The 24193-nt window shown below is 61.4% G+C and carries 24 protein-coding genes; 19 read left to right on the top strand and 5 right to left on the bottom strand.

Annotated features, from left to right (window positions below; all coding sequences use genetic code 11):
• Positions 1-39: 39 nt before the first annotated feature.
• Complete coding sequence (locus tag IG168_RS01955) at positions 40-678, top strand: RpiB/LacA/LacB family sugar-phosphate isomerase (protein WP_193161469.1); 639 nt, start codon at positions 40-42, stop codon at positions 676-678.
• Positions 679-832: 154 nt separating this feature from the next.
• Here IG168_RS01955 and IG168_RS01950 read toward each other — a convergent pair whose 3' ends face one another.
• Positions 833-2095: a 6-phosphofructokinase gene (locus IG168_RS01950; RefSeq protein WP_193161468.1), complete on the bottom strand. Its 1263-nt coding sequence runs from the start codon at positions 2093-2095 to the stop codon at positions 833-835.
• Positions 2096-2389: 294 nt separating this feature from the next.
• On the opposite strand from IG168_RS01950, the gene mpl reads away from it, so the two are divergent.
• The 4 genes from mpl (at position 2390) to IG168_RS01930 (ending at position 7418) form a co-directional block, all read left to right on the top strand.
• A complete protein-coding gene (gene mpl, locus IG168_RS01945) occupies positions 2390-3778 on the top strand; it encodes a UDP-N-acetylmuramate:L-alanyl-gamma-D-glutamyl-meso-diaminopimelate ligase (RefSeq protein ID WP_193161467.1) in 1389 nt (462 codons plus the stop codon).
• Positions 3779-3798: 20 nt separating this feature from the next.
• Complete coding sequence (locus tag IG168_RS01940; RefSeq protein WP_193161466.1) at positions 3799-4419, top strand: flavin prenyltransferase UbiX; 621 nt, start codon at positions 3799-3801, stop codon at positions 4417-4419.
• A 12-nt stretch (positions 4420-4431) separates the two neighbouring features.
• Positions 4432-4707: a SelT/SelW/SelH family protein gene (locus tag IG168_RS01935; protein ID WP_193161465.1), complete on the top strand. Its 276-nt coding sequence runs from the start codon at positions 4432-4434 to the stop codon at positions 4705-4707.
• Between the two features lie 104 nt (positions 4708-4811).
• The gene (locus IG168_RS01930; protein WP_193161464.1) at positions 4812-7418 is read left to right on the top strand and encodes an efflux RND transporter permease subunit; all 2607 of its coding nucleotides are present in this window, start codon (positions 4812-4814) and stop codon (positions 7416-7418) included.
• Between the two features lie 102 nt (positions 7419-7520).
• Here IG168_RS01930 and IG168_RS01925 read toward each other — a convergent pair whose 3' ends face one another.
• The 4 genes from IG168_RS01925 to ypfJ form a co-directional block, all read right to left on the bottom strand.
• Positions 7521-8282 carry a molybdopterin-binding protein gene (locus tag IG168_RS01925; protein WP_193161463.1) on the bottom strand — a complete coding sequence of 254 codons (762 nt, stop codon included), beginning with the start codon at positions 8280-8282 and terminating at the stop codon, positions 7521-7523.
• A complete protein-coding gene (locus IG168_RS01920; protein WP_193161462.1) occupies positions 8269-9117 on the bottom strand; it encodes a cytochrome b/b6 domain-containing protein in 849 nt (282 codons plus the stop codon). The genes IG168_RS01925 and IG168_RS01920 overlap by 14 nt, the downstream gene beginning before the upstream one ends.
• 63 nt (positions 9118-9180) lie before the next feature.
• Entirely contained in the window at positions 9181-9462 is a 282-nt protein-coding gene (locus IG168_RS01915) for a peptidylprolyl isomerase (RefSeq protein WP_193161461.1), read from the bottom strand.
• A gap of 70 nt (positions 9463-9532) precedes the next feature.
• Entirely contained in the window at positions 9533-10441 is a 909-nt protein-coding gene (gene ypfJ, locus IG168_RS01910; RefSeq protein ID WP_193161460.1) for a KPN_02809 family neutral zinc metallopeptidase, read from the bottom strand.
• 123 nt (positions 10442-10564) lie between these two features.
• Here ypfJ and IG168_RS01905 point away from each other — a divergent pair, with 123 nt between their 5' ends.
• The 14 genes from IG168_RS01905 to IG168_RS01840 all read left to right on the top strand — a co-directional run bounded on the left by IG168_RS01905 (position 10565) and on the right by IG168_RS01840 (position 24189).
• Positions 10565-11140, top strand: coding sequence for an LON peptidase substrate-binding domain-containing protein (locus IG168_RS01905; RefSeq protein ID WP_193161459.1), 576 nt, complete (start codon positions 10565-10567; stop codon positions 11138-11140).
• Positions 11141-11219: 79 nt separating this feature from the next.
• Entirely contained in the window at positions 11220-12518 is a 1299-nt protein-coding gene (locus tag IG168_RS01900) for a glutamate-5-semialdehyde dehydrogenase (RefSeq protein ID WP_193161458.1), read from the top strand.
• Positions 12519-12547: 29 nt separating this feature from the next.
• A complete protein-coding gene (nadD, locus tag IG168_RS01895; RefSeq protein WP_193161457.1) occupies positions 12548-13231 on the top strand; it encodes a nicotinate-nucleotide adenylyltransferase in 684 nt (227 codons plus the stop codon).
• A 13-nt stretch (positions 13232-13244) separates the two neighbouring features.
• Entirely contained in the window at positions 13245-13607 is a 363-nt protein-coding gene (gene rsfS / locus IG168_RS01890; RefSeq protein WP_193161456.1) for a ribosome silencing factor, read from the top strand.
• Between the two features lie 20 nt (positions 13608-13627).
• Positions 13628-14104 carry a 23S rRNA (pseudouridine(1915)-N(3))-methyltransferase RlmH gene (gene rlmH / locus IG168_RS01885; RefSeq protein WP_193161455.1) on the top strand — a complete coding sequence of 159 codons (477 nt, stop codon included), beginning with the start codon at positions 13628-13630 and terminating at the stop codon, positions 14102-14104.
• A 160-nt stretch (positions 14105-14264) separates the two neighbouring features.
• Complete coding sequence (gene mrdA, locus IG168_RS01880) at positions 14265-16145, top strand: penicillin-binding protein 2 (protein ID WP_193161454.1); 1881 nt, start codon at positions 14265-14267, stop codon at positions 16143-16145.
• Positions 16138-17283, top strand: a complete 1146-nt coding sequence (rodA, locus tag IG168_RS01875; protein ID WP_319024638.1) for a rod shape-determining protein RodA — start codon at positions 16138-16140, stop codon at positions 17281-17283. Before mrdA ends, rodA begins: the two co-directional genes overlap by 8 nt.
• 92 nt (positions 17284-17375) lie before the next feature.
• Positions 17376-18335 carry a lytic murein transglycosylase B gene (mltB, locus tag IG168_RS01870; RefSeq protein ID WP_226876440.1) on the top strand — a complete coding sequence of 320 codons (960 nt, stop codon included), beginning with the start codon at positions 17376-17378 and terminating at the stop codon, positions 18333-18335.
• 158 nt (positions 18336-18493) lie between these two features.
• On the top strand, positions 18494-19351 hold the full coding sequence (locus IG168_RS01865) for a septal ring lytic transglycosylase RlpA family protein (RefSeq protein ID WP_193161452.1): 858 nt from the start codon (positions 18494-18496) through the stop codon (positions 19349-19351).
• Positions 19352-19405: 54 nt separating this feature from the next.
• Positions 19406-20554 (top strand): D-alanyl-D-alanine carboxypeptidase family protein, encoded by a 1149-nt coding sequence (locus IG168_RS01860; RefSeq protein WP_193161451.1) that lies wholly within the window; start codon positions 19406-19408, stop codon positions 20552-20554.
• 190 nt (positions 20555-20744) lie between these two features.
• Complete coding sequence (locus IG168_RS01855) at positions 20745-21026, top strand: HP0495 family protein (RefSeq protein ID WP_193161450.1); 282 nt, start codon at positions 20745-20747, stop codon at positions 21024-21026.
• A complete protein-coding gene (gene lipB, locus IG168_RS01850) occupies positions 21026-21742 on the top strand; it encodes a lipoyl(octanoyl) transferase LipB (protein ID WP_193161449.1) in 717 nt (238 codons plus the stop codon). The genes IG168_RS01855 and lipB overlap by 1 nt, the downstream gene beginning before the upstream one ends.
• On the top strand, positions 21735-22733 hold the full coding sequence (gene lipA / locus IG168_RS01845; RefSeq protein ID WP_193161448.1) for a lipoyl synthase: 999 nt from the start codon (positions 21735-21737) through the stop codon (positions 22731-22733). The genes lipB and lipA overlap by 8 nt, the downstream gene beginning before the upstream one ends.
• Before the next feature lie 193 nt (positions 22734-22926).
• Positions 22927-24189: a sugar MFS transporter gene (locus IG168_RS01840; RefSeq protein WP_193161447.1), complete on the top strand. Its 1263-nt coding sequence runs from the start codon at positions 22927-22929 to the stop codon at positions 24187-24189.
• Positions 24190-24193 lie beyond the last annotated feature (4 nt).

Here is a 24193-nt window from a genome sequence, read left to right as displayed (position 1 = left end):
GCTGGATAAGAGAACGGATACAAAAAGGAGACCGAGCGAATGAAAATTGCATTGATGAACGAGTTCAGCCAGGCCGCGAAGAACGCCGTCGTTCTGAAAGAACTGGAAGCGGTTGCGGGCGAGCTTGGACACACCGTGTACAACACGGGTATGTGTGACGATAACGATCACTACCTGACCTATATCCACCTCGGCATCATGGGCAGCCTGCTGCTGAACTCGAAAGCGGTGGATTTTGTGGTCAGTGGCTGTGGCACGGGGCAGGGTGCGCTGATGTCCCTCAATGCCTATCCGGGTGTGACCTGCGGCTACTGCATCGATCCCGCGGATGCCTTCCTGTTTGCCCAGATCAACAACGGTAATGCACTGTCCATTCCCTTCGCCAAGGGATTTGGCTGGGGGGCGGAACTCAATATCCGCTACATGTTTGAAAAGGCCTTTACCGGCGTCAAGGGCCAGGGCTATCCGCCGGAGCGCAAGGAGTCCCAGGTGCGTAATGCCGGCATTCTCGATCACATCAAGGAGGCGACCTCCAAACGCTACCTGGAGGGCCTCAAGGCCATCGATCCGGAATTGGTCAAAACCGCGGTGACCGGGGAGCGCTTCCAGGCGTGCTTTTTTGAAAACTGCCAGGATCAGGAATTGGCCGATTTTGTGCGCGGCGTACTCGATTTCTAGATGGGCGGAAATGCTCCGGCCGGCGGGACAACGCGGTGTGCCCAGATCCGAGCGCGCAAGTTGCACGCAAGTCCATTCCGATAGGGGCCCTAACAAAAAAGCCCCCGCTTCTATGAGAGGCGGGGGCTTTTTTATAGATGGAGGCCGGTCGCGGTTAAACCTCGAAACCTTCCTTGAGCTTCTTCTCCACCAGCACCTTTTTCAGCTTCGCGTGCTGCGGTACGCCGTTCTTGTAGGGCGGGTAATCCTCGCCCTGAATCAGCGGCAGCAGGTAGTCGCGGCCGGCCTGGGTAATGCCGAAGCCGTCTTCGCTGATATATTCCTGCGGCATCATCTTTTCCACATTGGCCACTTCGCTGAGCGGCGCTTCACCGACGGACCAGCTGTATTCGGGACCGGAATCGCGCACGATGATGGGCATGATCGCGTTCTTGCCGGACACGGCCATTTCCACCGCGGCGCGGCCGACCGCATAGGCCTGGGCCACGTCGGTGGCGGAGGCGATATGGCGGGCGGCACGCTGCAGGTAATCCGCCAGCGCCCAGTGGTATTTCAGCCCGAGTTCGCTTTTGACCATATTGGCCAGGGTCGGCGCCACGCCGCCCAGCTGCTTGTGGCCGAAGGCATCGACGCTGCCGGCGTCGGCGAGGAAGGTGCCGTCTGCATACTGCGTGCCCTCGGAGGCAACGATTACGCAGTAGCCTTTTTCATCCACGGTCTTCTGCACCTTGGCGAGAAACTTCTCCTTGTCGAATGCCACTTCCGGAAACAGGATGATGTGCGGTGCATCGCCGTCCTCTTCCTGCGCCAGGGCGCCGGCGGCGGCGATCCAGCCAGCGTGGCGACCCATCACCTCGAGAATGAATACCTTGGTGGAAGTGGCGCACATGGAGGCGACGTCCAGCGCCGCTTCCTTGGTGGATACGGCCACGTATTTGGCCACGGAACCGAAGCCGGGGCAGTTGTCGGTCAGCGGCAGGTCGTTATCGACGGTCTTGGGAATGTGGATGGCCTGGATCGGGTAGCCCATCGTCTCGGACAGCTGGGAGACCTTCAGGCAGGTATCGGCGGAGTCGCCGCCGCCATTATAGAAGAAGTAGCCAATATCGTGGGCCTTGAACACCTCGATCAGGCGCTCGTACTCAGCGCGGTTCTGTTCCAGACTCTTGAGCTTGTAGCGACAGGAACCGAAGGCGCCGGAAGGGGTGTAGCGTAGCGCGGCGATGGTCTCCGCACTTTCCTCGCTCACATCGATCAGTTCCTCGTGCAGGGCCCCGAGGATGCCGTTCTGCCCGGCGTAAACGGTGCCGATCTTGTCGTGGTGCTCGCGGGCGGTTTCGATTACCCCGCAGGCGGAAGCATTGATCACCGCGGTCACGCCGCCGGATTGGGCGTAAAAGGCATTCTTCTTTGACATGGTCTTCCTATTCGTCATCTTCTAATGCGTCTGCGGGAATTTCACCCTGCAAAAATCGTGACGCCCCGCATGCCGGCGTGCGGGAAGGCACGCCAGAAGGCGGGGCGCTCTCGGGACCGATGACCCTTTAGTCTAGGGTTCTAGCCCCCCACGGGGGTGGAGGTCGGCCAATTTGGGGGCGGAGTCTAATAGAATTGCGTAGTAATTGCACAGATTCTGGGGGAATTGGCAATTACTGGGGTTGAATGCCGTGATAAGCTTGCGCCGCAATTACTGGGAGTACACTTTTTCGCCATGCATATCCATATTCTAGGTATCTGCGGGACCTTTATGGGCAGTCTCGCGCAGCTGGCAGTGGCCGAGGGCCATCAGGTGACAGGCAGCGATGCCAATGTCTATCCGCCGATGAGTACCCAGTTGCAGCAGGCGGGTATCCAGTTGACCGAGGGCTACGACCCGGCCCAGCTGGAGCCCGCTCCAGACCTGGTGATCATCGGCAACGCGCTGTCCCGCGGAAACCCGGCGGTGGAAGCGGTGCTGGAAAAGGGCCTGCCGTATACTTCCGGCGCCCAGTGGCTGTGTGACCACTTCCTCGGCGGCCGCTGGGTGCTCGCCGTTTCCGGAACCCACGGCAAGACCACGACGTCGAGCATGCTGGCGTGGATTCTTGAGCAGGCGGGTATGAAGCCGGGCTTCCTGATCGGCGGGGTGCCGAGCAATTTCGGCGTATCCGCCCGCCTCGGCGAGACGCCTTTCTTCGTTGTCGAGGCCGACGAGTACGACACTGCCTTCTTCGACAAGCGCTCCAAGTTTGTGCACTACCGCCCGCGCACACTGATTATCAACAACCTGGAATTTGACCACGCGGACATCTTCGATGACCTGAAGGCGATCCAGCGGCAGTTCCACCATCTGGTGCGCACTGTGCCGGGCAATGGCCTGATTGTGGCTGCGGCCGACGATTCGGTCGAGGAAGTGCTGGATCAGGGTTGCTGGACCGAGGTGCAGCGCTTCGCCATCGATGGCGAGGACGCGGTGCGCCTGGGGGACTGGTGTGCGGTGGATATCGCCGCGGACGGCAGCCGGTTTGCGGTGAACTTCCGCGATGCCGAGGTGGCCCGCGTGGCCTGGGATCTGACCGGCATGCACAATGTACGCAATGGCCTCGCCGCGATGGCGGCAGCACGTCATGTGGGCGTGGACCCGCAGCTGTCGGCCCAGGCCCTGGGTAGCTTCGAAGGGGTCAAGCGGCGCATGGAGTGTCTGGGTGATGTGGCCGGCATCCGCGTGTACGACGATTTTGCTCACCACCCCACCGCCATCGAATCGACTCTCAACGGCCTGCGCGCGAAAGTCGGTGATGATAAAATCATCGCCCTGATTGAACCTCGCTCCAATACCATGCGTATGGGTATTCATCAGGAGACACTGGCGCGGGCCTGTGCCGGAGCGGATCTGGTGCTCTGGTATGAGCCGGAGGGCATGGGCTGGTCCCTGGGTGATGTAGTTCACCATTCCACTGTGCCGGCAAAGATTTTCGACAATATCGCTGCAGGTGTAGAATCCGCGGTCAATTTGGCCGAGACCGGAACTCACATCGTAGTCATGAGTAACGGCGGCTTCGGCGGCATTCACCAGCGCTTATTAGCCGCGCTGGAAGCAAAGTACGGCCGCACTTCATAACCGACCATACGGAATCTGCTTTGGGCCAATCCGCGTTTAGTAAAACCGTCACGCTCGCCATTACCGGCGCGTCCGGCGCACAGTACGGCCTGCGCCTGCTGCAGTGCCTGCTCGCAGCCGATGTCCGCGTGTGGCTGCTGATGTCCGACGCCGCGCGGGTGGTTATCGATACCGAGACTGATTGCCGGCTGCCGGAGGGAGACCACCGGGAGCTGCAGGCTTTCCTGGTCGACCACTTCGGCGCGGCGGAAGGGCAGCTGCAGCTGTTCAGCAAGACGGACTGGTTCTCGCCGGTGGCTTCCGGCACCGGGGCGCCGGCGAGTATGGTGATCTGCCCGGCCAGCGGCGGCACCCTGTCGGCCATTGCCTGCGGGGCCTCGAATAACCTGATCGAGCGCGCTGCGGATGTCGCGCTGAAAGAGCGCCGCCAGCTGATTCTGGTACCGCGTGAAGCGCCGTATTCCGAGATCCACCTGGAAAACATGCTCAAGCTGACCCGCATGGGCGCGATGATCCTGCCCGCCAGCCCGGGGTTTTACCAGAAGCCGCAGACGGTGGAAGATCTGGTGGATTTCGTGGTGGCGCGGCTACTCGACCAGTTGGGGATAGAGCAGAAGCTACTGCCTCGCTGGGGAGACTGACCGGGGACCTGTATGAAACCGAGCGTGACCATTCACTACTGCGTGCAGTGCAACTGGATGTTGCGGGCAACCTGGATGGCCCAGGAGCTGCTGTACACTTTTGCCGAGGACCTGGGCCAGGTGGCCTTGCAGCCCGGCAGTGGCGGAGTGTTTGAAATCCATTGCGGTGACCAGTTGGTCTGGGAGCGAAAGCGCGATGGCGGATTCCCCGGACCGAAGGAACTAACACAGCGCGTGCGCGATCTGTTGTTTCCAGACCGCGACCTAGGTCACCTCGATAGGCCCTGAGATTTTTATAAAGGGGCGACATAAAAGTCGACCTGAAATGGCCCGGGCGAACAGTGGATTCGCCCATCGATGGCCACCTGATTATTTAACGCAAGCGAATTTATATGCTGTCAGTTTTAAAGACCTGGTATGAAAAGCTGGTAATCCAGCGGCCGAAAACCGTGCTGCTCTTCGTGCTGTTGCTGACCCTGGGCGCGGCGCTGGGGCTGCCGCGCTTCAAGATCGATGCGTCGGCGGACTCGCTGACGCTGGAAGCGGACAAGTCCCTCGATTACTACCGCAAGATCGCCGAGCGCTACGCCACCGGTGATTTCCTGGTGGTGACTTACCGCTACAAGAAAGGTGACCTGTTCGACGCCGCCTCCCTGGAGACGCTGCGCCACCTGCGCGATGAGCTGGCGCAGGTACAGGATGTCGACAGCGTGCAGACGATCCTCGACGTACCGCTGCTGTACAGCCCGAAACTGTCGATCACCGATATTGCCGACGGCATTCGCACCCTTTCCGCGCAGGGCACTGACAAGACACTGGCGCGGCAGGAATTTCTGTCGAGCCCGATTTACCGCGACATGATCCTGAGTCCGGACGGCGAAACCACGGCGCTGTTAGTGAACCTGAAGTTCGACAGCCGCGGCAATGAACTGGTGCGCGAGCGCGATGCGCTGCTGCGCAAGCGCCAGCAGGGCCCGCTTACCGTGGAGGAGAAAGCGCGGCTGGAGACGGTGAGCCAGGCCTATCTGCAGCACCGCACCGAGCAGGAAAAACTGTCCCGCGAGCGCGTGGAGAAAGTGCGCGCGATTCTCGCCAGCTATAAAGGTGAGGCAGAACTGTTCCTCGGCGGCGTGTCGATGGTGACTACCGATATGGTCTCCTTTATCAAGAGTGACCTGGTGGTGTTCGGCCTGGGTATTCTGGTATTTATCATCGTCACCCTGCTGGTCATTTTCCGTCAGGTGCGCTGGGTGGTGTTGCCGCTGCTGACCTGTGTCACCACGGCGGTGATCATGCTGGGCCTGCTGAGCTGGCTCGACTGGCGCCTGACGGTGATCTCGGCCAACTTCGTCGCGCTGTTGTTGATCATCACTCTCGCCATCACCATCCACCTGGCGGTGCGCTACCGCGAGCTGGTGGGCGAGCACCCGGATTGGGAGCGCGGCCAGCTGGTGCTGGATGCGATGCGCTTTATGGCCAAGCCGTGCCTGTACACGGCGCTGACTACCATCGTCGCTTTTGCATCTCTGGTGGTGAGTGGTATCCGCCCGGTAATCGATTTCGGCTGGATGATGACCATCGGCGTGACCCTGGCGCTGGTCCTTTCGTTCGTAATGATCCCGGCCATGCTGATGCTGCTGCCGCGCCGCGGTGCTGACGGCATGGGCGCGGACAAGTCTCACGCGTTCACGCTGCTGTTTTCCCGCTTTACGGAGCGTCGCCGCGCCCTGGTAATCGGCGTGTCGGTACTGGCGGCGGTGGCCAGTGTGGTGGGTATTTCCAAGCTGAAGGTGGAAAACCGCTTTATCGATTACTTCGACAGCTCTACCGAAATCTACCAGGGTATGCTGGTGATCGATCAGCGCCTGGGTGGCACCGTGAGCCTGGATATCATCCTCGACAAGCCCGAAGAACCGGCGGCTGTGGCCGATGGTGAGGACGATCCCTTTGCCGTGGATACCGGCGATGAGGCCGCGGCTGACGAGGATCCCTTCGCCGCGGACGATCCTTTCGGCGGTAGTGACAGCGACACGGCAGATACCAGTTACTGGTTTACCGTAGCGGGCCTCGCCAAGATCGAGCAGCTGCACGATTTCCTCGAGGCACAGCCGGAGATCGGCAAGGTGCAGTCGCTGGCCACCCTGTACAAGGTGGCGAAGGACCTGAACAACGGGCCGCTGAACGACTTTGAGCTGGCGGTGGCGCGCACCAGCCTGCCGGACGAGATCACATCGGTACTGGTTAACCCCTACCTGTCGGTCGAGCACAGTCAGGCGCGTATCACATTGCGGGTGAAGGAAACGGACCCGAACCTGCGCCGCGAGGAGCTGATCGAGCGGATTTACAATTACGCCGAAAAGGATATGGGCATTGCCCCGGAGAATATCCACCTGACCGGCCTGCTGGTGCTCTACAACAACATGCTGCAGAGCCTGTTCAAGTCGCAGATCCTGACCCTGGGCGCGGTGTTCGTGGGCATCCTGCTGATGTTCCTGGTACTGTTCCGCTCGCTGTCGCTGGCACTGATCGCGCTGATACCCAATATGCTGGCTGCCTGCGTGGTACTCGGTGGCATGGGGCTGGCGGGAATTCCGCTGGATATGATGACGATCACCATCGCGGCGATCACCGTGGGCATTGGCGTGGATCACGCGATCCACTACCTGTACCGCTTCCGCGACGAGTTCGCCAAAGATGGCGACTATGTGGCGACCATGCACCGCAGTCACGCGACCATTGGCCGCGCCATGTTCTACACGGCGATCACCATCATTGCCGGTTTCTCGATCCTGGCGCTGTCCAAGTTCGTGCCGTCCATTTATTTCGGCCTGCTGACGGCGCTGGCGATGTCCGCGGCCTTGGTGGGCTCGCTGACCCTGTTGCCGCTGCTGTTACTGCTGTTCAAGCCGCTGAAGGCACCGGAGGCAGCAGAGGCGCCGGGAAAGCCGGTAGAGGTTGAGGAGGGCTACGCCAGCTCCTCCAGCGGGGTCAGCGGTTAATCCCGAGCCTTAGTCGGACCGAAAAAAGCCGGGAGCGAGGAGCGTCCCGGTTTTTTTTGTTTTTGCCCCCGCTCTTTCATTTTCCGGGAAGTCGCTGCCGGTTCAGATACCCGCATACCAGGCGTAGCCCCGGTCTTCCCAGTAGCCGCCCCGGCCTCCTCCGATATGCGCGAAGCTGTTTACCAGCTCGATTGCCATAATGTATTTCGCCATCTTGTATCCCAGCTGCCGTTCCACCCGCAGCCGCAACGGTGCGCCGTTGGCAATGGGCAGTGGGGCGCCGTTCAGTTCGTAGGCCAGCAGCGTCTGCGGATGGCGGGCCTCCTCCAGATCGATGCTCTCGTAGTAGGGCTCCTGTGACCGGCCCCACAGGTCGGCGCAGCGAAAGACCACGTAGTTGGCATCGCCCATGGGCTGCACCAGATCCAGCAGTGCCGCGAGTCGCGCGCCGGTCCACTGGCCGATGGCGCTCCAGCCCTCGACGCAGTCGTGGCGGGTGATCTGCGTGCGTGCCGGCAGCGCGCGGATATCGGCGAGTGTCAGTCGCTGGGGTGCTTGAACCCTGCCGCCCACTTCCAGCCGGTAATCGGCAAATTGATTGGCCGCCAGTTGACGGTAGGCGGAATTCTGCGGATCCGTCTCGCCGTTGGGGCGGAATACCGGCGAGATATCCGCTGTGGTGTACTCGCGGGCCAGGGCCGATCCGGTCAGGGCCCGCTGCAGCTTTTCGTTCAGCGGTTCTGCGGTATTCAGCAGCCGTACAAACCGGTCCGAGCGCGACAGTCGGTCGCAGCCACTGAGCAGCGCGCCGCCGCCGAGGGCCAGCATCATTTTCAGGGCGTGACGCCGTTTATTGTTCGCCATGGCTATTTTCTCGCGAGTTGCCGGGAACGTCGGCCCGATAGTCGTAGCGGCCGGTGATCATCGAGCGCAGGTTGTTCCAGGGGCCGGTGACGATCACCTCGAAAAGGTGAATGGCGACAAACAGGACAAACCCCATGGCGGCGATAAAGTGCAGGCTGCGCGCGGATTGCCTGCCTCCAAACAGTTGCAGCAAGGGTTCCAGCACCGTGTCCATGCGCGGCGACATACACAGACCCGTCAGTACGATCAGTGTGCCGAGGCCAAAAATCACGCCGAGGTAAGCCAGCTTCTGCAGAACGTTGTAGCGGGTGGCGGCTTCACCGGTGGGGTGGCGCAGCAGCAGGTGATCCCACAGTGAGCGGCCGATACCCCGCCAGTCAGCGCGATTCGGCCACAGTTCGCGCAGGTGGCCGCTGGCAGCGGACCAGGTGAGGTAGAGCAGGGCATTGATGACCAGTATCCAGGCGAAGAAAAAGTGCCACTGGCGGCCCATAGCCAGCCAGCGCGGCCCCGGTATTGTCAGCCAGGCGGGGAAGGCGCGCATTTCCGGGTTGTCGGCGTCCCCGGAGGTGCCGAGAAAACCCGCGGTATCGAATTGGCGGCCGAGTAGTTCCGTGCGCCCCGCGGGGCCGTCTTCAGTCCGCGCGGCACCGATATACAGCCAGGGGGCGTCGAAATCCGAGGCCGATCCCCAGTAGAGCGCGGCGTGGGCATTGAATATCTGCAGGCCGCTCAGCAGCATGATGAATAGGCACACGACATTGATCCAGTGTGCGATGCGCACTGGCAGGCGGTGGCGGTAGCTGCTGAGGTGGGGAAGGCTGTCCTTTGCCAACGGGGATGTCCCGGTTTCGAGGCACCGGCGCGATCTACCGACCGCGCGGCACCAGTCTGGAGATCAGTCGCTGCGGCTGGTCACTTCGACGAGGTGGTAGCCAAACTGTGTCTTGATCGGGCCCAGCACCTTGTTCAGGTCTCCGGTAAACACGGCCTGGTCGAATTCCGGCACCATCTGCCCCTTGCTGAATTCACCCAGGTCGCCGCCGGAGCGGCCGGACGGGCACTGGGAGTGCTCCTGGGCCAGTGCGCCGAAGTCGGCACCGCTTTCCAGCTGTTTCTTCAGTTCCAGGCATTTTTCTTCGCTGTCGACCAGGATGTGGCGCGCTTTGGCTTTGGGCATGGGATCTTCTCCTTGAAGGTTTGTGCGTGCAGCTTAGTGCGTGCTGCGTTCGTTGGCCAATGGCCGCCGCTCACTGGCCGGCGAGGGCGGCGAAGGTGTTGCACTGTTTCACGTCGCCGCTCTTGAAGCCACGGGAAAACCAGTAGGCCCGCTGCTTGGCGCTGCCGTGGGTAAAGGCGTCCGGTGACACCGCGCGGCCGGAGCGCCTCTGCAGGCGGTCGTCACCCACGGCCGCGGCGGCCGCCAGCCCCTCTTCCAGGTCGCCGGGTTCAAGCATGTTAGCGTCGCGATGGGCATAAAAAGCCCAGACCCCGGCGAAGCAGTCGGCCTGGAGTTCCAGCATTACCGACAGGCGGTTGGCGGTGGCCTTATCGGATTGCATGCGCGCTTCCTGCACCTTCTGCGAAGTGCCGAGCAGGTTCTGCACATGGTGGCCGACCTCGTGGGCGATGACGTAGGCGAACGCGAAGTCGCCGGGCGCGCCCAGTTGCTTCAGGTCGCCGAGAAAGTTCAGGTCGAGATACACCTTGGCGTCGCCGGGGCAGTAAAACGGGCCGACCGCGGCGGTGTTGAGACCGCACGCGGAGCGAATGGCATCGTTGTAGAGCACCAGCTTGGGCGGTACGTACTGGGAGCCGGCGGTCTTGAAAAGCTCGCCCCAGGTGTCCTCGGTGCTCGCCAGCACCACCGAAACGAAGTCCGCCACCTCGTCGCCGGGTTTGGCGGCTGTTCCGGGCTGGCCGGGTTGCCCGGTACTGACCGACGGCGCCTGCTGCGGCGTGCCGCGAAAGAGCTGACCGTCACTGAAGAAAAAATAGAAAACGGCAATGGCGGCGAGAATCATCCATCCCTTTTTAGTGCGCAGGAGGAAGGGCGCCAGCGCGAGCAGGTTGCCCAGGCCGCCCATACCGCCGCCGCCCGGCGACTGGCCGCGGCGATCTTCGACATTGCTACTTCTGCGACCTTGGCGCCAACGCATGGGGAGTCTCCACAACTTTGTCTTCATCATTCTAGCTCACTTGGCACAAAATTCTTTTTTTGCCGTTGGAGCCGCCGGCACAGATGTTATCTTTGTGGGACGGATTCATACAGAGAAAAGGCATTGCCGCAGATTCCCCTTTTTCCACTGAGCGTGGCGCTGTTCCCCGGCGTCACACTGCCGTTGCGCATCTTCGAGCAGCGCTACCTGCGCCTGGTGAGTGAAACCCTGAAGGCCGGCAGCGGTTTTGGCGTGGTGCTGATCCGCAGTGGTGGAGAGGTGGGGCACGCGTCGGTGTGGCCACTGGGTGTCTATGTCGAAATCGTCGATTGGAGCCAGGGCGAAGAGGGGCTGCTGCACGTACAGGTGATGGGCGAGCGGCGGTTCCGTATCCTGGACACCCATCGCGACGAGGATGGCCTGTTGCTCGGCGAGGTAGCGTGGTTGCCGGATCCGCCGCGACAGCCGGTGCCGGCGGAGTGCGACGGACTGCTGGCGGTGCTGGACGAGCTCAAGCAGCACGCCTCCATGCTGACGCTCAAGTTCGCGCCGGTGGACACTGCCGACGCGCTGTCCTGGCAGCTGGCCCAGCTGCTGCCGCTCGACGACAAGGTGCGCATAGAACTGCTGGGTACCGAGGACCCGCTGGAGCGGCTGGCGAGTATCGCCGCCAATCTGGACCGCTGGGCGCACGAATAAATTCACCGAATGGCGCGGCGAAATGGCGCTGCGCCGGGATCAGGTTATACTGCGCGGCCGATTTGATCAGCAGCACAGCATGGAGAGCCCCGTGAGCAGCGTCAGCGATACCGCCGAGCCGCAATCCACCCGCGCCAGAATCGAAGAGATGGGCCGCGCCGCACGCGCCGCCGCCCGCTGTATGGCGCGCGCCGATACCGCCACCAAGAACAGCGCCCTGCAGGCCATTGCTGCGCAGCTGGACACGCAGCGCGAACACGTTGCCGAGGCGAATGCGCGGGACATGCAGGCCGGGCGCGACGATGGCCTGGATGACGCGCTGCTGGATCGCCTCGAACTCACCGATGCGCGCATCGACGCGATGATCGAAGGTCTGCAGCAGATTGCCGAGCTACCGGATCCGGTGGGTGAGATCGAGGACTTGAAATACCGTCCCAGCGGCATACAGGTCGGCAAGATGCGCGTGCCGCTGGGGGTGGTGGGCATCATCTATGAGTCCCGCCCGAATGTGACTATCGATGCGGCCAGCCTGTGCCTGAAATCCGGCAACGCTACCATCCTGCGCGGTGGCAGCGAGGCGCTGCATTCGAATGGCGCTATCGCGGCCTGCATCGCCGCCGGCCTGAAAGAGGCCGGTCTGCCGGAAACCGCGGTGCAGGTGGTGGACACCACCGACCGGGAAGCCGTCGGTGCAATGATCAGCATGCCGGAATACGTGGACGTGATCGTGCCCCGCGGCGGCACCGGGCTGATTGAGCGGGTCAGCCGCGACGCGCGGGTGCCGGTGATCAAGCATCTGCACGGCGTCTGTCACGTCTATCTGGATGATCGCGCGGATCTCGACAAGGCCTTCCGCATCGCCCTGAACGCTAAGACCCACCGCTATGGCGTGTGCAATGCGATGGAGTCGCTGCTGGTGTCCGAGGACATTGCGCAGGAGATTCTGCCGCGCCTGGCCGCGGCCTACCGGGAGGCGGGCGTAGAGCTGCGCGGTTGCGCCCGCACCTGCGAGATTCTCGGCGACTGCAAGGCGGCGCAGGAATCGGACTGGAGCGAGGAATACCTGGCCCCGGTGCTGTCGATCCGCGTTGTAGCAGACATCGATGGGGCGATGGACCATATCGCTCGCTACGGTTCGGGTCACACCGAAGCGATTGTGACCGAGGATTACAGCCGCGCGCGGCGCTTCCTGTCCGAAGTAGATGCCAGTTCGGTGATGGTCAATGCGTCCACGCGTTTTGCCGACGGTTTCGAATACGGACTGGGGGCGGAAATCGGTATCAGTACCGATAAAATCCACGCCCGCGGCCCGGTGGGGCTGGAGGGACTGACCTCGCAGAAGTGGATCGTGCTGGGCGACGGGCATATTCGCCAGTAGGCGCACTGCCAGCGGACCCGATTTCAGCCATGAGCGACAAACTGCACACCATAGCCCTGTTCGGCGGCACCTTCGACCCGGTGCACTTCGGTCACCTGCGGATGGCCCTGGAGCTGCGCCAGGCGTTCGGTTTCGACGAAATGCGGCTGGTGCCCAGTCACCAGCCGCGGCATCGGCAGGCTCCCGGCGTATCATCGGAGCACCGCCGCCAGATGCTGGCGTTGGCCATACAGGATTGCGAAGAGCTGCAGCTGGATGAGCGCGAACTCAAGCGGGCCGGCCCCACCTATACGGTGGATACGCTGGAGGAGTTGCGCGCTGAACTGGGAGACGAAGTCTCCCTCAGTTTCTGCATGGGACTCGATTCGCTGCTGACCCTGCCGGGCTGGCACCGCTGGGAACAGCTGTTGCAGCTGGCGCACCTGGTGGTGGTGGCGCGACCTGGCTGGCAGTTGCCGGCGGGGGATTCTGGCGGAGCCGAGGCCGAGGTGGCGGAACTAATGACACGGTGTGCCGGCGAGGCCGCAGATCTGCGTCGTGAATCCCGCGGCCGGCTGGTGGTGCGGGAGCAGACGCTGCTGCCGATTTCCGCCACGCACATCCGCCAGCTGATCGCACGGGGGGAGTCCCCGCGCTATCTGTTGCCGGCAGCTGTGCTGCAATACATTGAAGACAACAATCTCTATCGAGCGACCGCTGACGGCGGACAGTAAGTAAAAAGGTGTTATGACGACTATTAAAGAAACCGCTGTGGCGGCACTGGAGGATCTCAAGGGCAAGGACATCGTCTCCCTGGATGTATCTGAACTTTCCGATGTGATGGACACGCTGGTGATCTGCACCGGTACATCCAGCCGACAGGTGAAATCCCTTGCCGACAACGTCGTGGAAGAGGGCAAGAAGGCCGGTGTGCGACCGATTGGCGTCGAGGGCATGGATCAGGGCGAGTGGGTGCTGGTGGACTACGGTGACCTGGTGGTGCACGTCATGCAGGCGGACGTTCGCGGCTTTTACGACCTGGAAAAACTCTGGTCCATGACACCGAATACCCGCGACGGTGGTGATGGCAGCGACCCGCACCAGGGTTGATACGGGGTGCAGGTTGGCCAATGAAAATTCGAATACTGGCCGCCGGCGGCAGGATGCCGGGCTGGGTACAGGAAGGCTACGCCGAGTACGCCAAGCGACTGCCGCGGGAGATCGCCCTGGAAATGGTGGAGATCCCCCTCGGCCAGCGCGGGCAGAAGGGCTCCCCGGCGCTGGTGGAGAAAGCGCGCCAGAAAGAGGGCGAGGCCATGCTGGCCGCCCTGGGACCGCGGGACCATGTGGTCGCACTTGATGTGCTGGGCAAGCCCTGGAGCACCGAACAGTTGTCACAGCATCTGCAGGACTGGCAGCTGCTGGGCGAGAACGTCGCCCTGCTGATTGGCGGGCCCGACGGGCTGGCGCCGGACTGCCTGACCCGGGCGCGGCAGCGCTGGTCGCTGTCGCCGCTGACACTGCCGCATCCACTGGTTCGAGTGGTGCTTGCGGAACAGCTGTATCGGGCCTGGACACTGCTCGCCGGCCACCCCTATCACAAATGAGCTGAAAATCTCCCCGAGGTAGAACTTCGCGCTAAAGCGTCGGTCAGACCCGCCGAGTGTCCGCATTGCCAACCGGCACACGCAAAGGTCCCCGCGATGGCGCGATTTTGTGTACACTTCGTAGTCAATTTTTGCGCCATCTCCACGATCGATTGAATCAATGCCCTACGACCTGCATCTCAAGGACCCTTTGACCGAGCAGCGGCTGTTTCGCAACCGCATGCTGGTGGCGCTCGTGGGGGTCGCCGTGTTGTTGGGGGTGCTGGTTGCGCGCTTCTACAACCTGCAGGTGGTGAATTACAACAGCTACGCCACCCAGTCCGACCAGAACCGCATCCAGGTGCGCCCGGTACCGCCGACCCGCGGCCTGATCTACGACCGCAACGGTACCTTGCTGGCAGACAACCGTCCCAGCTACACCCTCGCCGTTGTCCGTGAACGGGTCAAGGATATGGATGCCACACTGGAGTTCCTCGGCCGCCTGGTGCAGCTCGACGACAGCGATGTGGAAAAATTCAGGAGGCGCCTGCAACACCGCCGCCCATTCGAGCCGGTGCCATTGCGCTTCCGCCTCAGCGAGGAGGAGATCGCGCGGGTCAGTGTGAACGAATTCCGCCTGCCCGGGGTGTCGGTCGAAGCAGAACTGGTGCGTTACTATCCTCTGGGAGACCTGTTCGCCCACAGTGTCGGCTATGTGGGGCGGATCAACGACCGCGAACTGCAACGCTTTACCGCCGAGGATGTGCGGCGTTACCGGGGCACAGAGAGTATCGGCAAGGTCGGACTTGAGCGCTCCTATGAAGACATGCTACTGGGCGAAGTGGGCTACGAAAATGTGGAAACCAATGCCCGCGGCCGTGTGCTGCGGGTACTCGAGCGGCACAACCCCAAGCCCGGCGCCGATCTCACCCTGAGCCTGGATGCGCAGCTGCAGAAAACGGCTTCCGACGCCCTTGGCGATCGCCGCGGCGCCGTGGTGGCCATTGACGTGAAAACCGGCGGCGTACTCGCCTTTGTCAGTAAGCCCTCTTTCGATCCCAACCTGTTTGTTACCGGGATCAGTTTTAACGACTATCGCGCGCTCAGCGATTCCCTCGACGTGCCGCTGTTCAACCGCGCCCTGCAGGGACAGTATCCGCCCGGCTCTACACTGAAGCCGATGATGGGTCTCGGCGGTCTCGCCGAGGGTGTCATCACCCCGGAATCTACGGTCAACGACCCGGGCTTCTTCATGTTGCCCAATGACACCCGCCGCTACCGCGACTGGAAGCGCTGGGGGCACGGAAAGCACGTGGACCTGAATCAGGCGATCACTGAGAGCTGCGACGTCTATTTCTACGATATGGCCTCCCGCTGGAATATCGACGCGATGCACGATATCGCCACCCGCTTCGGTCTAGGTGCCAAGACCGGCATCGACCTGCCTGCGGAGCGCCCGGGACTGTTTCCGTCGCGGGAGTGGAAACGCGGTGCCCGCGGACTGCCCTGGTTTCCCGGCGATAGCCTGAACGCGGTGCTCGGGCAGGGCTTCGTGCTGGCCACGCCGCTGCAGCTGGCGGTCATGACGGCGACGATGGCCAACCGCGGCACCCACTACAAACCGCAGGTGGTGAAGGCCATCAATGGCGTGGAGCTGCCGCCCCAGGTACTGCACCATGTGGAGGCCAAGCCCGCGAACTGGGACGCCATCTTCAAGGGCATGGAATCCGTGATCAATCGGGGCACTGGCCGCAAAGTGGGCGAAGGACTGGATTTTCAGGTGGCGGGCAAATCAGGAACGGCGCAGGTGGTCGGTATCGCCCAGGGCGAGCGCTACGACTCCGAAGCGCTGAAGGAGCGCCACCGGGACCACGCGCTGTTTGTCGCCTTTGCCCCTGCAGATAATCCGCAGATCGCGGTATCCGTACTGGTGGAAAATGGCGAGCACGGCGGTAGCGTGGCGGGACCCGTGGCGCGCGAAGTTTTCCTCGACTGGATGTCGCGCAAGCACAGCGAAACGGCGCAGGGTAAAGTCAAAAAGGAGGGCGCTGAACGTGGCTAGCCGCGATTACATGCACCGCTTGCCGGATTCCCATTTCAGCCTGAGTCGGCCGGCGAGCCTTTCGCGGCGCCTGCATATCGATGTGCCGCTGCTGATCCTGTTACTGATACTCGCCGGTGTCGGACTGGTGGTGCTCTACAGCGCCGCAGGCGCCGATGTGCACTATGTGCGCCGCCAGTCGGTGTTCCTGGTGCTGGCATTCGGGGTCATGTTCGTGGCTGCGCAGATACCACTCGATTTCTACCGGCGGTGGTCGCCTTGGCTGTATGTGGGCGGCTGCTGCCTGCTGGTGGCCGTCCTGTTTGCCGGCGTGGGGGCAAAAGGGGCGCAGCGCTGGCTGGCTGTCGGCGGTTTCCGCTTCCAGCCGTCCGAGGCACTGAAACTGGCAGTGCCGATGTCGGTGGCGGCCTTCCTGCACGGGCGCAATCTGCCACCTTCCATCTTTACGGTGATCGGTGCCCTGGCCATTGTCTGTGTGCCGGCGGCCCTGATCGTGCGCCAGCCGGATCTCGGCACCGCCATCCTGATTGCCGCTTCCGGACTCTTCGCGCTCTATCTGGCCGGGCTAAGCTGGAAATTGATCGGTGGCGCTCTGCTGGCGCTGGGCGTATCCGCGTGGCCGATCTGGGAGTGGGGCCTGCGCGATTACCAGCGACAGCGCATCCTGACCCTGGTCAACCCGGATGCGGATCGCCTGGGCGCCGGCTGGAATATCTTCCAGTCCAAGGCGGCCATTGGTTCCGGCGGCTTGCTCGGTAAGGGCTATATGCAGGGTACCCAGTCACAGCTGGACTTTTTGCCGGAGAGCCACACGGATTTTATTATCGCGGTGCTGTCAGAGGAGTGGGGCATGCGCGGTGCCATGTTGTTGCTCATACTGTATGTGCTGATCATCGCGCGGGGCATCTATATTAGTTTTACGGCCCAAACCGTTTTTGGTCGACTACTGGCGGGGAGTATTACGCTGACTTTTTTTGTCTATGTATTCGTGAACATAGGCATGGTTAGCGGATTGCTCCCGGTAGTCGGTGTACCTTTGCCACTGGTGAGCTACGGGGGAACCTCAGCCATTACGTTGATGGCAGGGTTTGGGATTCTCATGGCCATTGGAACAGAGCGGCGAAGGGTGACCTTCTAGCGGAATTTACGACAATAAGAACTGGGAAGTAGAGAAGGAATATGCGAACAGGAGCGGTTGTTTTGAAGTGGACCACAGGATTATTGGCAGGGATGGGTATTATGCTCGCTGCCTGCGCGCAGGAGGCGGGGCATGAAGACAATGTCAATGCCCAGGCGTTTGTGGACTACATGGTGGCCGAGCACAATTTTGACCGCGACCAGCTCATGATGCTGATGCGCGAAGCCAAGCGCAAAGACTCCATTCTCAAGGCCATCAAACGCCCGGCGGAAAAGGCCAAGCCCTGGTACGAATACCGCAAGATTTTCCTGACGCCGCAGAGTATCGCCGGCGGTGTCGATTTCTGGGACAAGAATGCCAAGGCGCTGTCCGACGCCGAAAAGAAATACGGTGTGCCGGCCGAGATGATCGTCGCCATCATCGGCATCGAGACCCGCTACGGTGGCAATATGGGCGGCTACCGCGTGCTGGACGCCCTGGCCACGCTGGCATTTGACTACCCCCGCCGCGCCAAATTCTTTACCAAGGAACTGGAAAACTACCTGATTCTGACCCGCGACCAGGACATCGACCCCACCACACTGAAAGGTTCCTATGCCGGAGCCATGGGGTACGGGCAGTTTATGCCTTCGAGTTATCGCGCCTATGCGGTGGATTTCAATGGAGACGGCCATGTGGACATCTGGACCGATACCGAGGACGCCATCGGCAGTGTTGCCAACTATTTTGCCAAGCATGGCTGGCTGCCCCTGGAGCCGGTAGTCGTGCTGACCAACCCGCGCCCTAATGCGGATATGACCGTGGTTAACGATTCCCTGGATCTCAAGTGGACCGTGGGCGAACTGGCGGAAAAGGGATTTCCGACTACCGCGCAGGTAGCGCCGGATATGCCCGCCAATGTCTTTTCACTGGAAACAGAGCAGGGCAAGCAATACTGGATTGGGCTGAATAACTTTTGGGTCATTACGCGTTACAATCGCAGCCGGCTCTACGCCATGGCGGCCTACGACCTGGCCCAGGAAATCGTCAAGGCGCGCGGCGGCCGCTCGTAAGCGACGGGTTTTTATAGATAAAAATACTAGGGTTCGCTTTTTTGCGGAACCTTTAGTCTGATCGCTAATCGAACAATTTCAATTAAAGAACTTCGTTTTTCAGATAATAACGGCTAGTGGGGACGTGGCATTATTGCGCCGCGCGCCGGGGGGGAATCATGTTTCAGTGCGCTGCGCGCCGTGCGGTTGCGTTGACCGCAATATTATTGGCGGCCTGTAGTACCCAGTCGCAAAAGCCGGCCGAGCGACCGGTCAAGGACAGCGGTCCGGCAGTGCCGGTGGATATGCTGGCCACGCCGGAGCCGACACCGGTGCGCGAACCGGTGGGCATTGCGGGTAACAAGACTCCCTACAAGGTCAATGGTGTGACGTATCACGTGCGCACCGGCGCCAAAGGTTACAGGGAGCGCGGCCGCGCCTCCTGGTACGGCACCAAGTTCCACGGCCAGCACACAGCCAACGGCGAGGTTTACAATATGTATGCCATGTCAGCGGCCCACAAAACCCTGCCGCTGCCGAGTTACGCAAAAGTGACAAATCTGGATAATGGCCGCAGTGTGATTGTGCGGGTCAATGATCGCGGTCCCTTTGTGCCCGGGCGCATCATCGACCTGAGTTACACCGCGGCGCAGAAGCTTGGCTATATCGACAAAGGAACAGCGCGGGTCGAAGTGGTGGCTCTGGATCCGGATACGCTGCCGTCAGCGGGAGAAACACTCGCGGTGGAAAAGGACGTAGCGGCTCGGGAAGCGCTGGCACAGGATGCGAGTTTCAAGTTGCCCCACAATACCTATCTGCAGGTGGGTGCCTACAGTAGCGCGAGCAAGGCCAATGAGGTGCGCGGGCAGGTATCGGCGGTGGTCGACTATCCTGTATCCGTCAGTCCGGTCGATCGCGGTGGCAAAAAGCTCTATCGCGTTCGTATCGGGCCGCTCGCGCAGCAGCGCGCTCTGGTAGCGGCGCGTGAATTAGTACAGGAAAATCACCTGGGTCAGCCCCAGGTCGTTTACGACTAAAAAGATTCTGCTTTCAGGATATCAACGAACGCGAGGAATAAGAGACACATACCCATGATCAAACGCCTTACAGCCTGTTTTCTCCTGTTGCTCAGTGCCGGATTGGCCCACGCCGAAAAACCGCTGATCCCGTCGCCACCACAGCTGGCCGCAACCGCTTATATCCTTATGGATGCCCACACCGGCCAGGTACTGGTAGAGCACAATGCGGACAAGAAAATCCCGCCGGCCAGCCTGACCAAGATCATGACCAGCTATATCGTCGCTGAAGAGCTGAAAAAGGGCGCGATCAAAGAAACGGACCTGGTGCCGATTTCCAAGAAGGCCTGGCAGAAGGGCGGCTCCAAAATGTTCGTGAAAGTGGGCGACAAGGTGCCGGTCATCGACCTGCTGCGCGGTATGGTGGTGCAGTCCGGCAATGACGCCAGCATTGCCCTGGCGGAATACATCTCCGGTAGCGAGGAAGTATTTGCCGAGGTAATGAACCAGCAGGCCGAGCGTCTGGGGATGAAGAATTCCCATTTCGTCAATGCCACCGGTTGGCCGGCGGAAGGGCACGAGACTACGGCACGGGATTTGGCGATCCTGTCCCGCGCGCTGATCCGCGACCATCCCGAGCACTACAACATCTACTCCGAGAAGTATTTCAGCTACGCCGGTATCAACCAGCCCAACCGCAATCGCCTGCTGTGGCGCGACCCGTCCGTTGACGGCATCAAGACCGGCCACACTGAAGAGGCGGGTTACTGCCTGGTGGCTTCTGCGGTGAAACGCGGCATGCGCCTGATCTCGGTGGTGGCCGGTACCGACAGCGACGAGAAGCGCGCGTCAGAATCCCAGAAGCTGCTTTCCTACGGTTTCCGCTATTTCCAGACCCACAAGGTATACGGCAGCAATGACATCCTGCAGACCGAGCGCGTCTGGGGTGGCAAGGCGCCGGAAGTGGGCATCGCGGTGGCCAAAGACGTTTACGTGACCATTCCCCGCGGTGGCGAAGACAGCATCAAGGCGGACCTGATTATCGACGGTGAGCTGGAAGCTCCGTTGAAAAAAGGACAGCCGGTGGGCAAGGTCGTTGTGACCCTGGATGGCGAAACAGTCGCGGATGTAAAGGCCGTGGTTGCCGAAGATGTGGAAAGAGCCGGTTTCTTCAAGCGCATGTGGGATGCCGTCAAGCGCTTTGTGATGGGCTTCTTCAGCTAGGCCAAAGCTGCAAGTTACGCATGTTGAAGGGCGATCTGGAGAGATCGCCCTTTTTCGTGGCCAGAGCATCGATGCCGCTGGCCAGCCCACCCCGGCTTCCCTGTCCACTATTCACTCACCGCTGTATAATCGCCGCCCGGCCGCATTCCGGTTTATTCACTGTCATCTCTGTGCGGCCCTGGAGAGCGGTATGAGCCAAGATCCGAACCAACAGCCCCCGAAAATCGAGTTCCCCTGCGAAGACTATATGGTCAAGGTTGTGCGGGAGACCGACGACGAAGTCCACGAATTCGTGCTCGAAGTGATGCGCCGCCACGCACCGGAGCTCGACGAGGAGCGCATTTCTTTGCGCGAGAGTCGCAACGGCAAATTTACGTCGATGACTTTCTTTATTGTCGCCACCGGCGAACCGCAGTTGCAGGCGCTGTTCGACGAGCTGAAAGCCCATCCGGCCGTACACATGGTGCTCTGATGACCCTGGTATGCAATTTAGGGCGCCGGGACTACGAGTCCGTCTGGCGCGCCATGTCCCATTACACCGACACCCGTGACGGCGACAACGCCGACCAGATCTGGTGCGTTGAGCATGAGCCGGTCTTTACCCAGGGACAGGCGGGCAAGGCCGAGCACCTGCTGAACACCGGCGACATTCCGGTCGTACAGGTGGATCGCGGCGGCCAGGTGACCTACCACGGCCCCGGCCAGCTGGTGGTCTACCCGCTGCTGGACCTGAAACGCGCCAAAGTCGGTGTGCGTGACCTGGTAACGGCGCTGGAAAGCGCCACGGTGGCGATGCTGGCGGAATACGGCCTGGCAGCCGCGCCACGTGCCGATGCCCCGGGAGTGTATTTGACCGAGGGGCCGCGGGCCGGCAACAAGATCGCCTCTATTGGCCTGCGTGTGCGTCGCGGCTGCAGCTTCCACGGTATCGCCATCAATATCGACATGGACCTGGCGCCGTTCCTGCGCATCAATCCGTGCGGCTACGCGGGCATGCAGATGGTGCAGATGGCGGAGCTGATGCAGCCGGTGCCCGGCTGGAATCAGGTGGCAGAAATTTTCGTGCGGGAGTTACTCCGCACACTGTCCCTGGCGGAGGCCGACTGGCAGCCGGTGGACGAATCCATTTTCAAGCGCGCAAGCGCCCCCGAGCAGGGGACAGAGGAGCAGGAAACGAGCAATGGCTGACAATCCCAAACAGGACAAGCCCGATCTGGTACCGGTAAAACGCACCCGCCGCCTGCAGCAGGGTGAAAAACTGCGCGACGGCGAGAAGGTCGAACGTATCCCGGTGAAGGTCATCGCCAGCGATCAGGTGTTGCGCAAACCGGACTGGATTCGCGTGAAAGTGCCCGCTTCCAAGGAGGTCGACCGCATCAAGAGCATCCTGCGTTCGCAGAAACTGGCCACTGTGTGCGAGGAGGCCAGCTGTCCGAACCTGGGTGAGTGCTTTAGCGGCGGTACCGCCACCTTCATGATCATGGGGGAAATCTGCACCCGTCGCTGTCCCTTCTGCGATGTGGGCCACGGCAAGCCCAATCCCCTGGATCCGCAAGAGCCGCAGCACCTGGCGGAAGCCATTGCCGCCATGGGCCTGCGCTATGTGGTGATCACCTCGGTGGACCGCGACGACCTGCGCGACGGCGGTGCCCAGCACTTTGCCGACTGTATCCGCATCGCCCGCGAACACTCGCCGAACCTGCAGGTGGAAATTCTCACCCCGGATTTCCGCGGCCGGATGGATGTGGCATTGGATATTCTCGAGGGCGAGGCCCCGGACGTGTTCAACCACAACCTGGAGACGGTGCCACGCCTGTACCGCGAATCTCGCCCGGGCGCCAACTACAAGTGGTCGCTGAAATTGCTGCAGGAGTACAAGAAGCGCCGTCCGGACGTGCTGACCAAATCCGGCCTTATGGTCGGCCTTGGCGAAGAGAAAGAGGAAATCTTCGCGGTACTGGACGACATGCGCGCACACGATATCGACATGCTCACCATCGGCCAGTATCTGCAGCCGAGCAAGGAACACCTGCCGGTACAACGCTATGTGCACCCGGATGAGTTCGAGGAGTACCGTCGCTATGCCGAGCAGATTGGCTTCAAGCACGCCGCCTGCGGTCCGCTGGTGCGCTCTTCCTACCACGCCGACAAGCAGGCGCACGGCGAAGTGGTCAGCTGAACCGCAACGTTTCCCCTCCCGTTTCCTGTGCCAGTTTTGCCCGGCACAAAGTGGGAAGCGGGTGCGGGAAAGTGGCAATCCCTCCGTTGCTGCCTCCGTGGTAGTCTCAAGCGCGATGTCGGGTGTGATTTCCCCGGGTCATCGAGCAACACGATGATGATGTAGCAACAATAACGAACAATTGAGGTGGCTTATGGCCGGGGTTCAAGCTCCCGCGGGCGATGTCCGCGTACCCGCCGGTGAAACGACTGGCGATTTCCGGTTTGCGCTGACGGCGCTGACCGTTCTCTTCTTCATGTGGGGCTTTCTGACCTGCCTCAACGACATCCTGATTCCGCACCTGAAGGCCGTTTTCGACCTGAATTACACCCAGGCGATGCTGATTCAGTTCTGCTTCTTCGGTGCCTATTTCACGGTTTCCCTGCCCGCCGGTGCGCTGGTCAAGCGTATCGGCTTCCAGCGCGGTATTGTTGGCGGACTGATGGTGGCCAGCCTTGGTTGCCTGCTGTTCTACCCCGCGGCGGGGAACCAGTCATACCCGCTGTTTCTCGGCGCGCTGTTTGTGTTGGCTTCCGGTATTACACTGCTGCAGGTATCCGCGAATCCCTATGTGACGGCATTGGGTGACCCGAATACCGCCTCGAGCCGACTGACCATGACTCAGGCTTTCAACTCCCTGGGAACCACGGTAGCGCCGTTGTTCGGCGGGGTACTGATTCTGTCGGCCGCGGCATCCGGTCTGGACGCGATGAGCCCGAAGGCAGAGGCGGAAGCCGTACAGTTGCCGTATCTGATTCTGGCAGGCGTCCTTGCGTTCCTGGCAGTAGTGTTTAGCCGGTTGGATTTGCCGGAGATCGACGGCCCCAAAGACGACGCCGTCGATACTGAGTCCACCAGTATCTGGTCCCATCGCCACCTGATCCTGGGGGCCGTTGGTATCTTTGTCTATGTGGGTGCGGAAGTGTCTATCGGCAGTTTCCTGGTCAACTTCTTTGGTCTGGAAAGCGTGGCCGGCCTGGAAGAAGCGAAAGCCGCTCACTACATCATGTATTACTGGGGCGGCGCCATGGTCGGCCGCTTTATCGGCGCGGTGGTGATGCGCTCGGTGTCCCCGGGCAAAGTGCTCGGCTTCAATGCCAGCGCCTCCATCCTGCTGGTACTGGTCGCCATTGTCGCTTCCGGACCGGTAGCCATGGCGGCCATCCTGTTGGTGGGCCTGTTCAACTCGATCATGTTCCCGACCATCTTCAGCCTGGCGCTGCAGGGGCTCGGTAAACAGGCGGGTCAGGCGTCGGGCATCTTGTGCCTCGCGATCGTCGGGGGTGCGCTGGTGCCGCTGTTGCAGGGTGTGGTGGCGGATACTGCCGGACTGCAGCTTTCCTTCCTGGTGCCGGTGGTGTGCTATGCCTTTATCATCTTCTACGGCCTGAAGGGCAGCCAGGTTAGCGCCGACTGATTTC

Source organism: Microbulbifer hainanensis (genome assembly GCF_014904735.1).
Classification (GTDB): domain Bacteria; phylum Pseudomonadota; class Gammaproteobacteria; order Pseudomonadales; family Cellvibrionaceae; genus Microbulbifer; species Microbulbifer hainanensis.
Note: the sequence above shows the minus strand (reverse complement) of the source record. Positions and strands in the feature narration are given on the sequence as shown.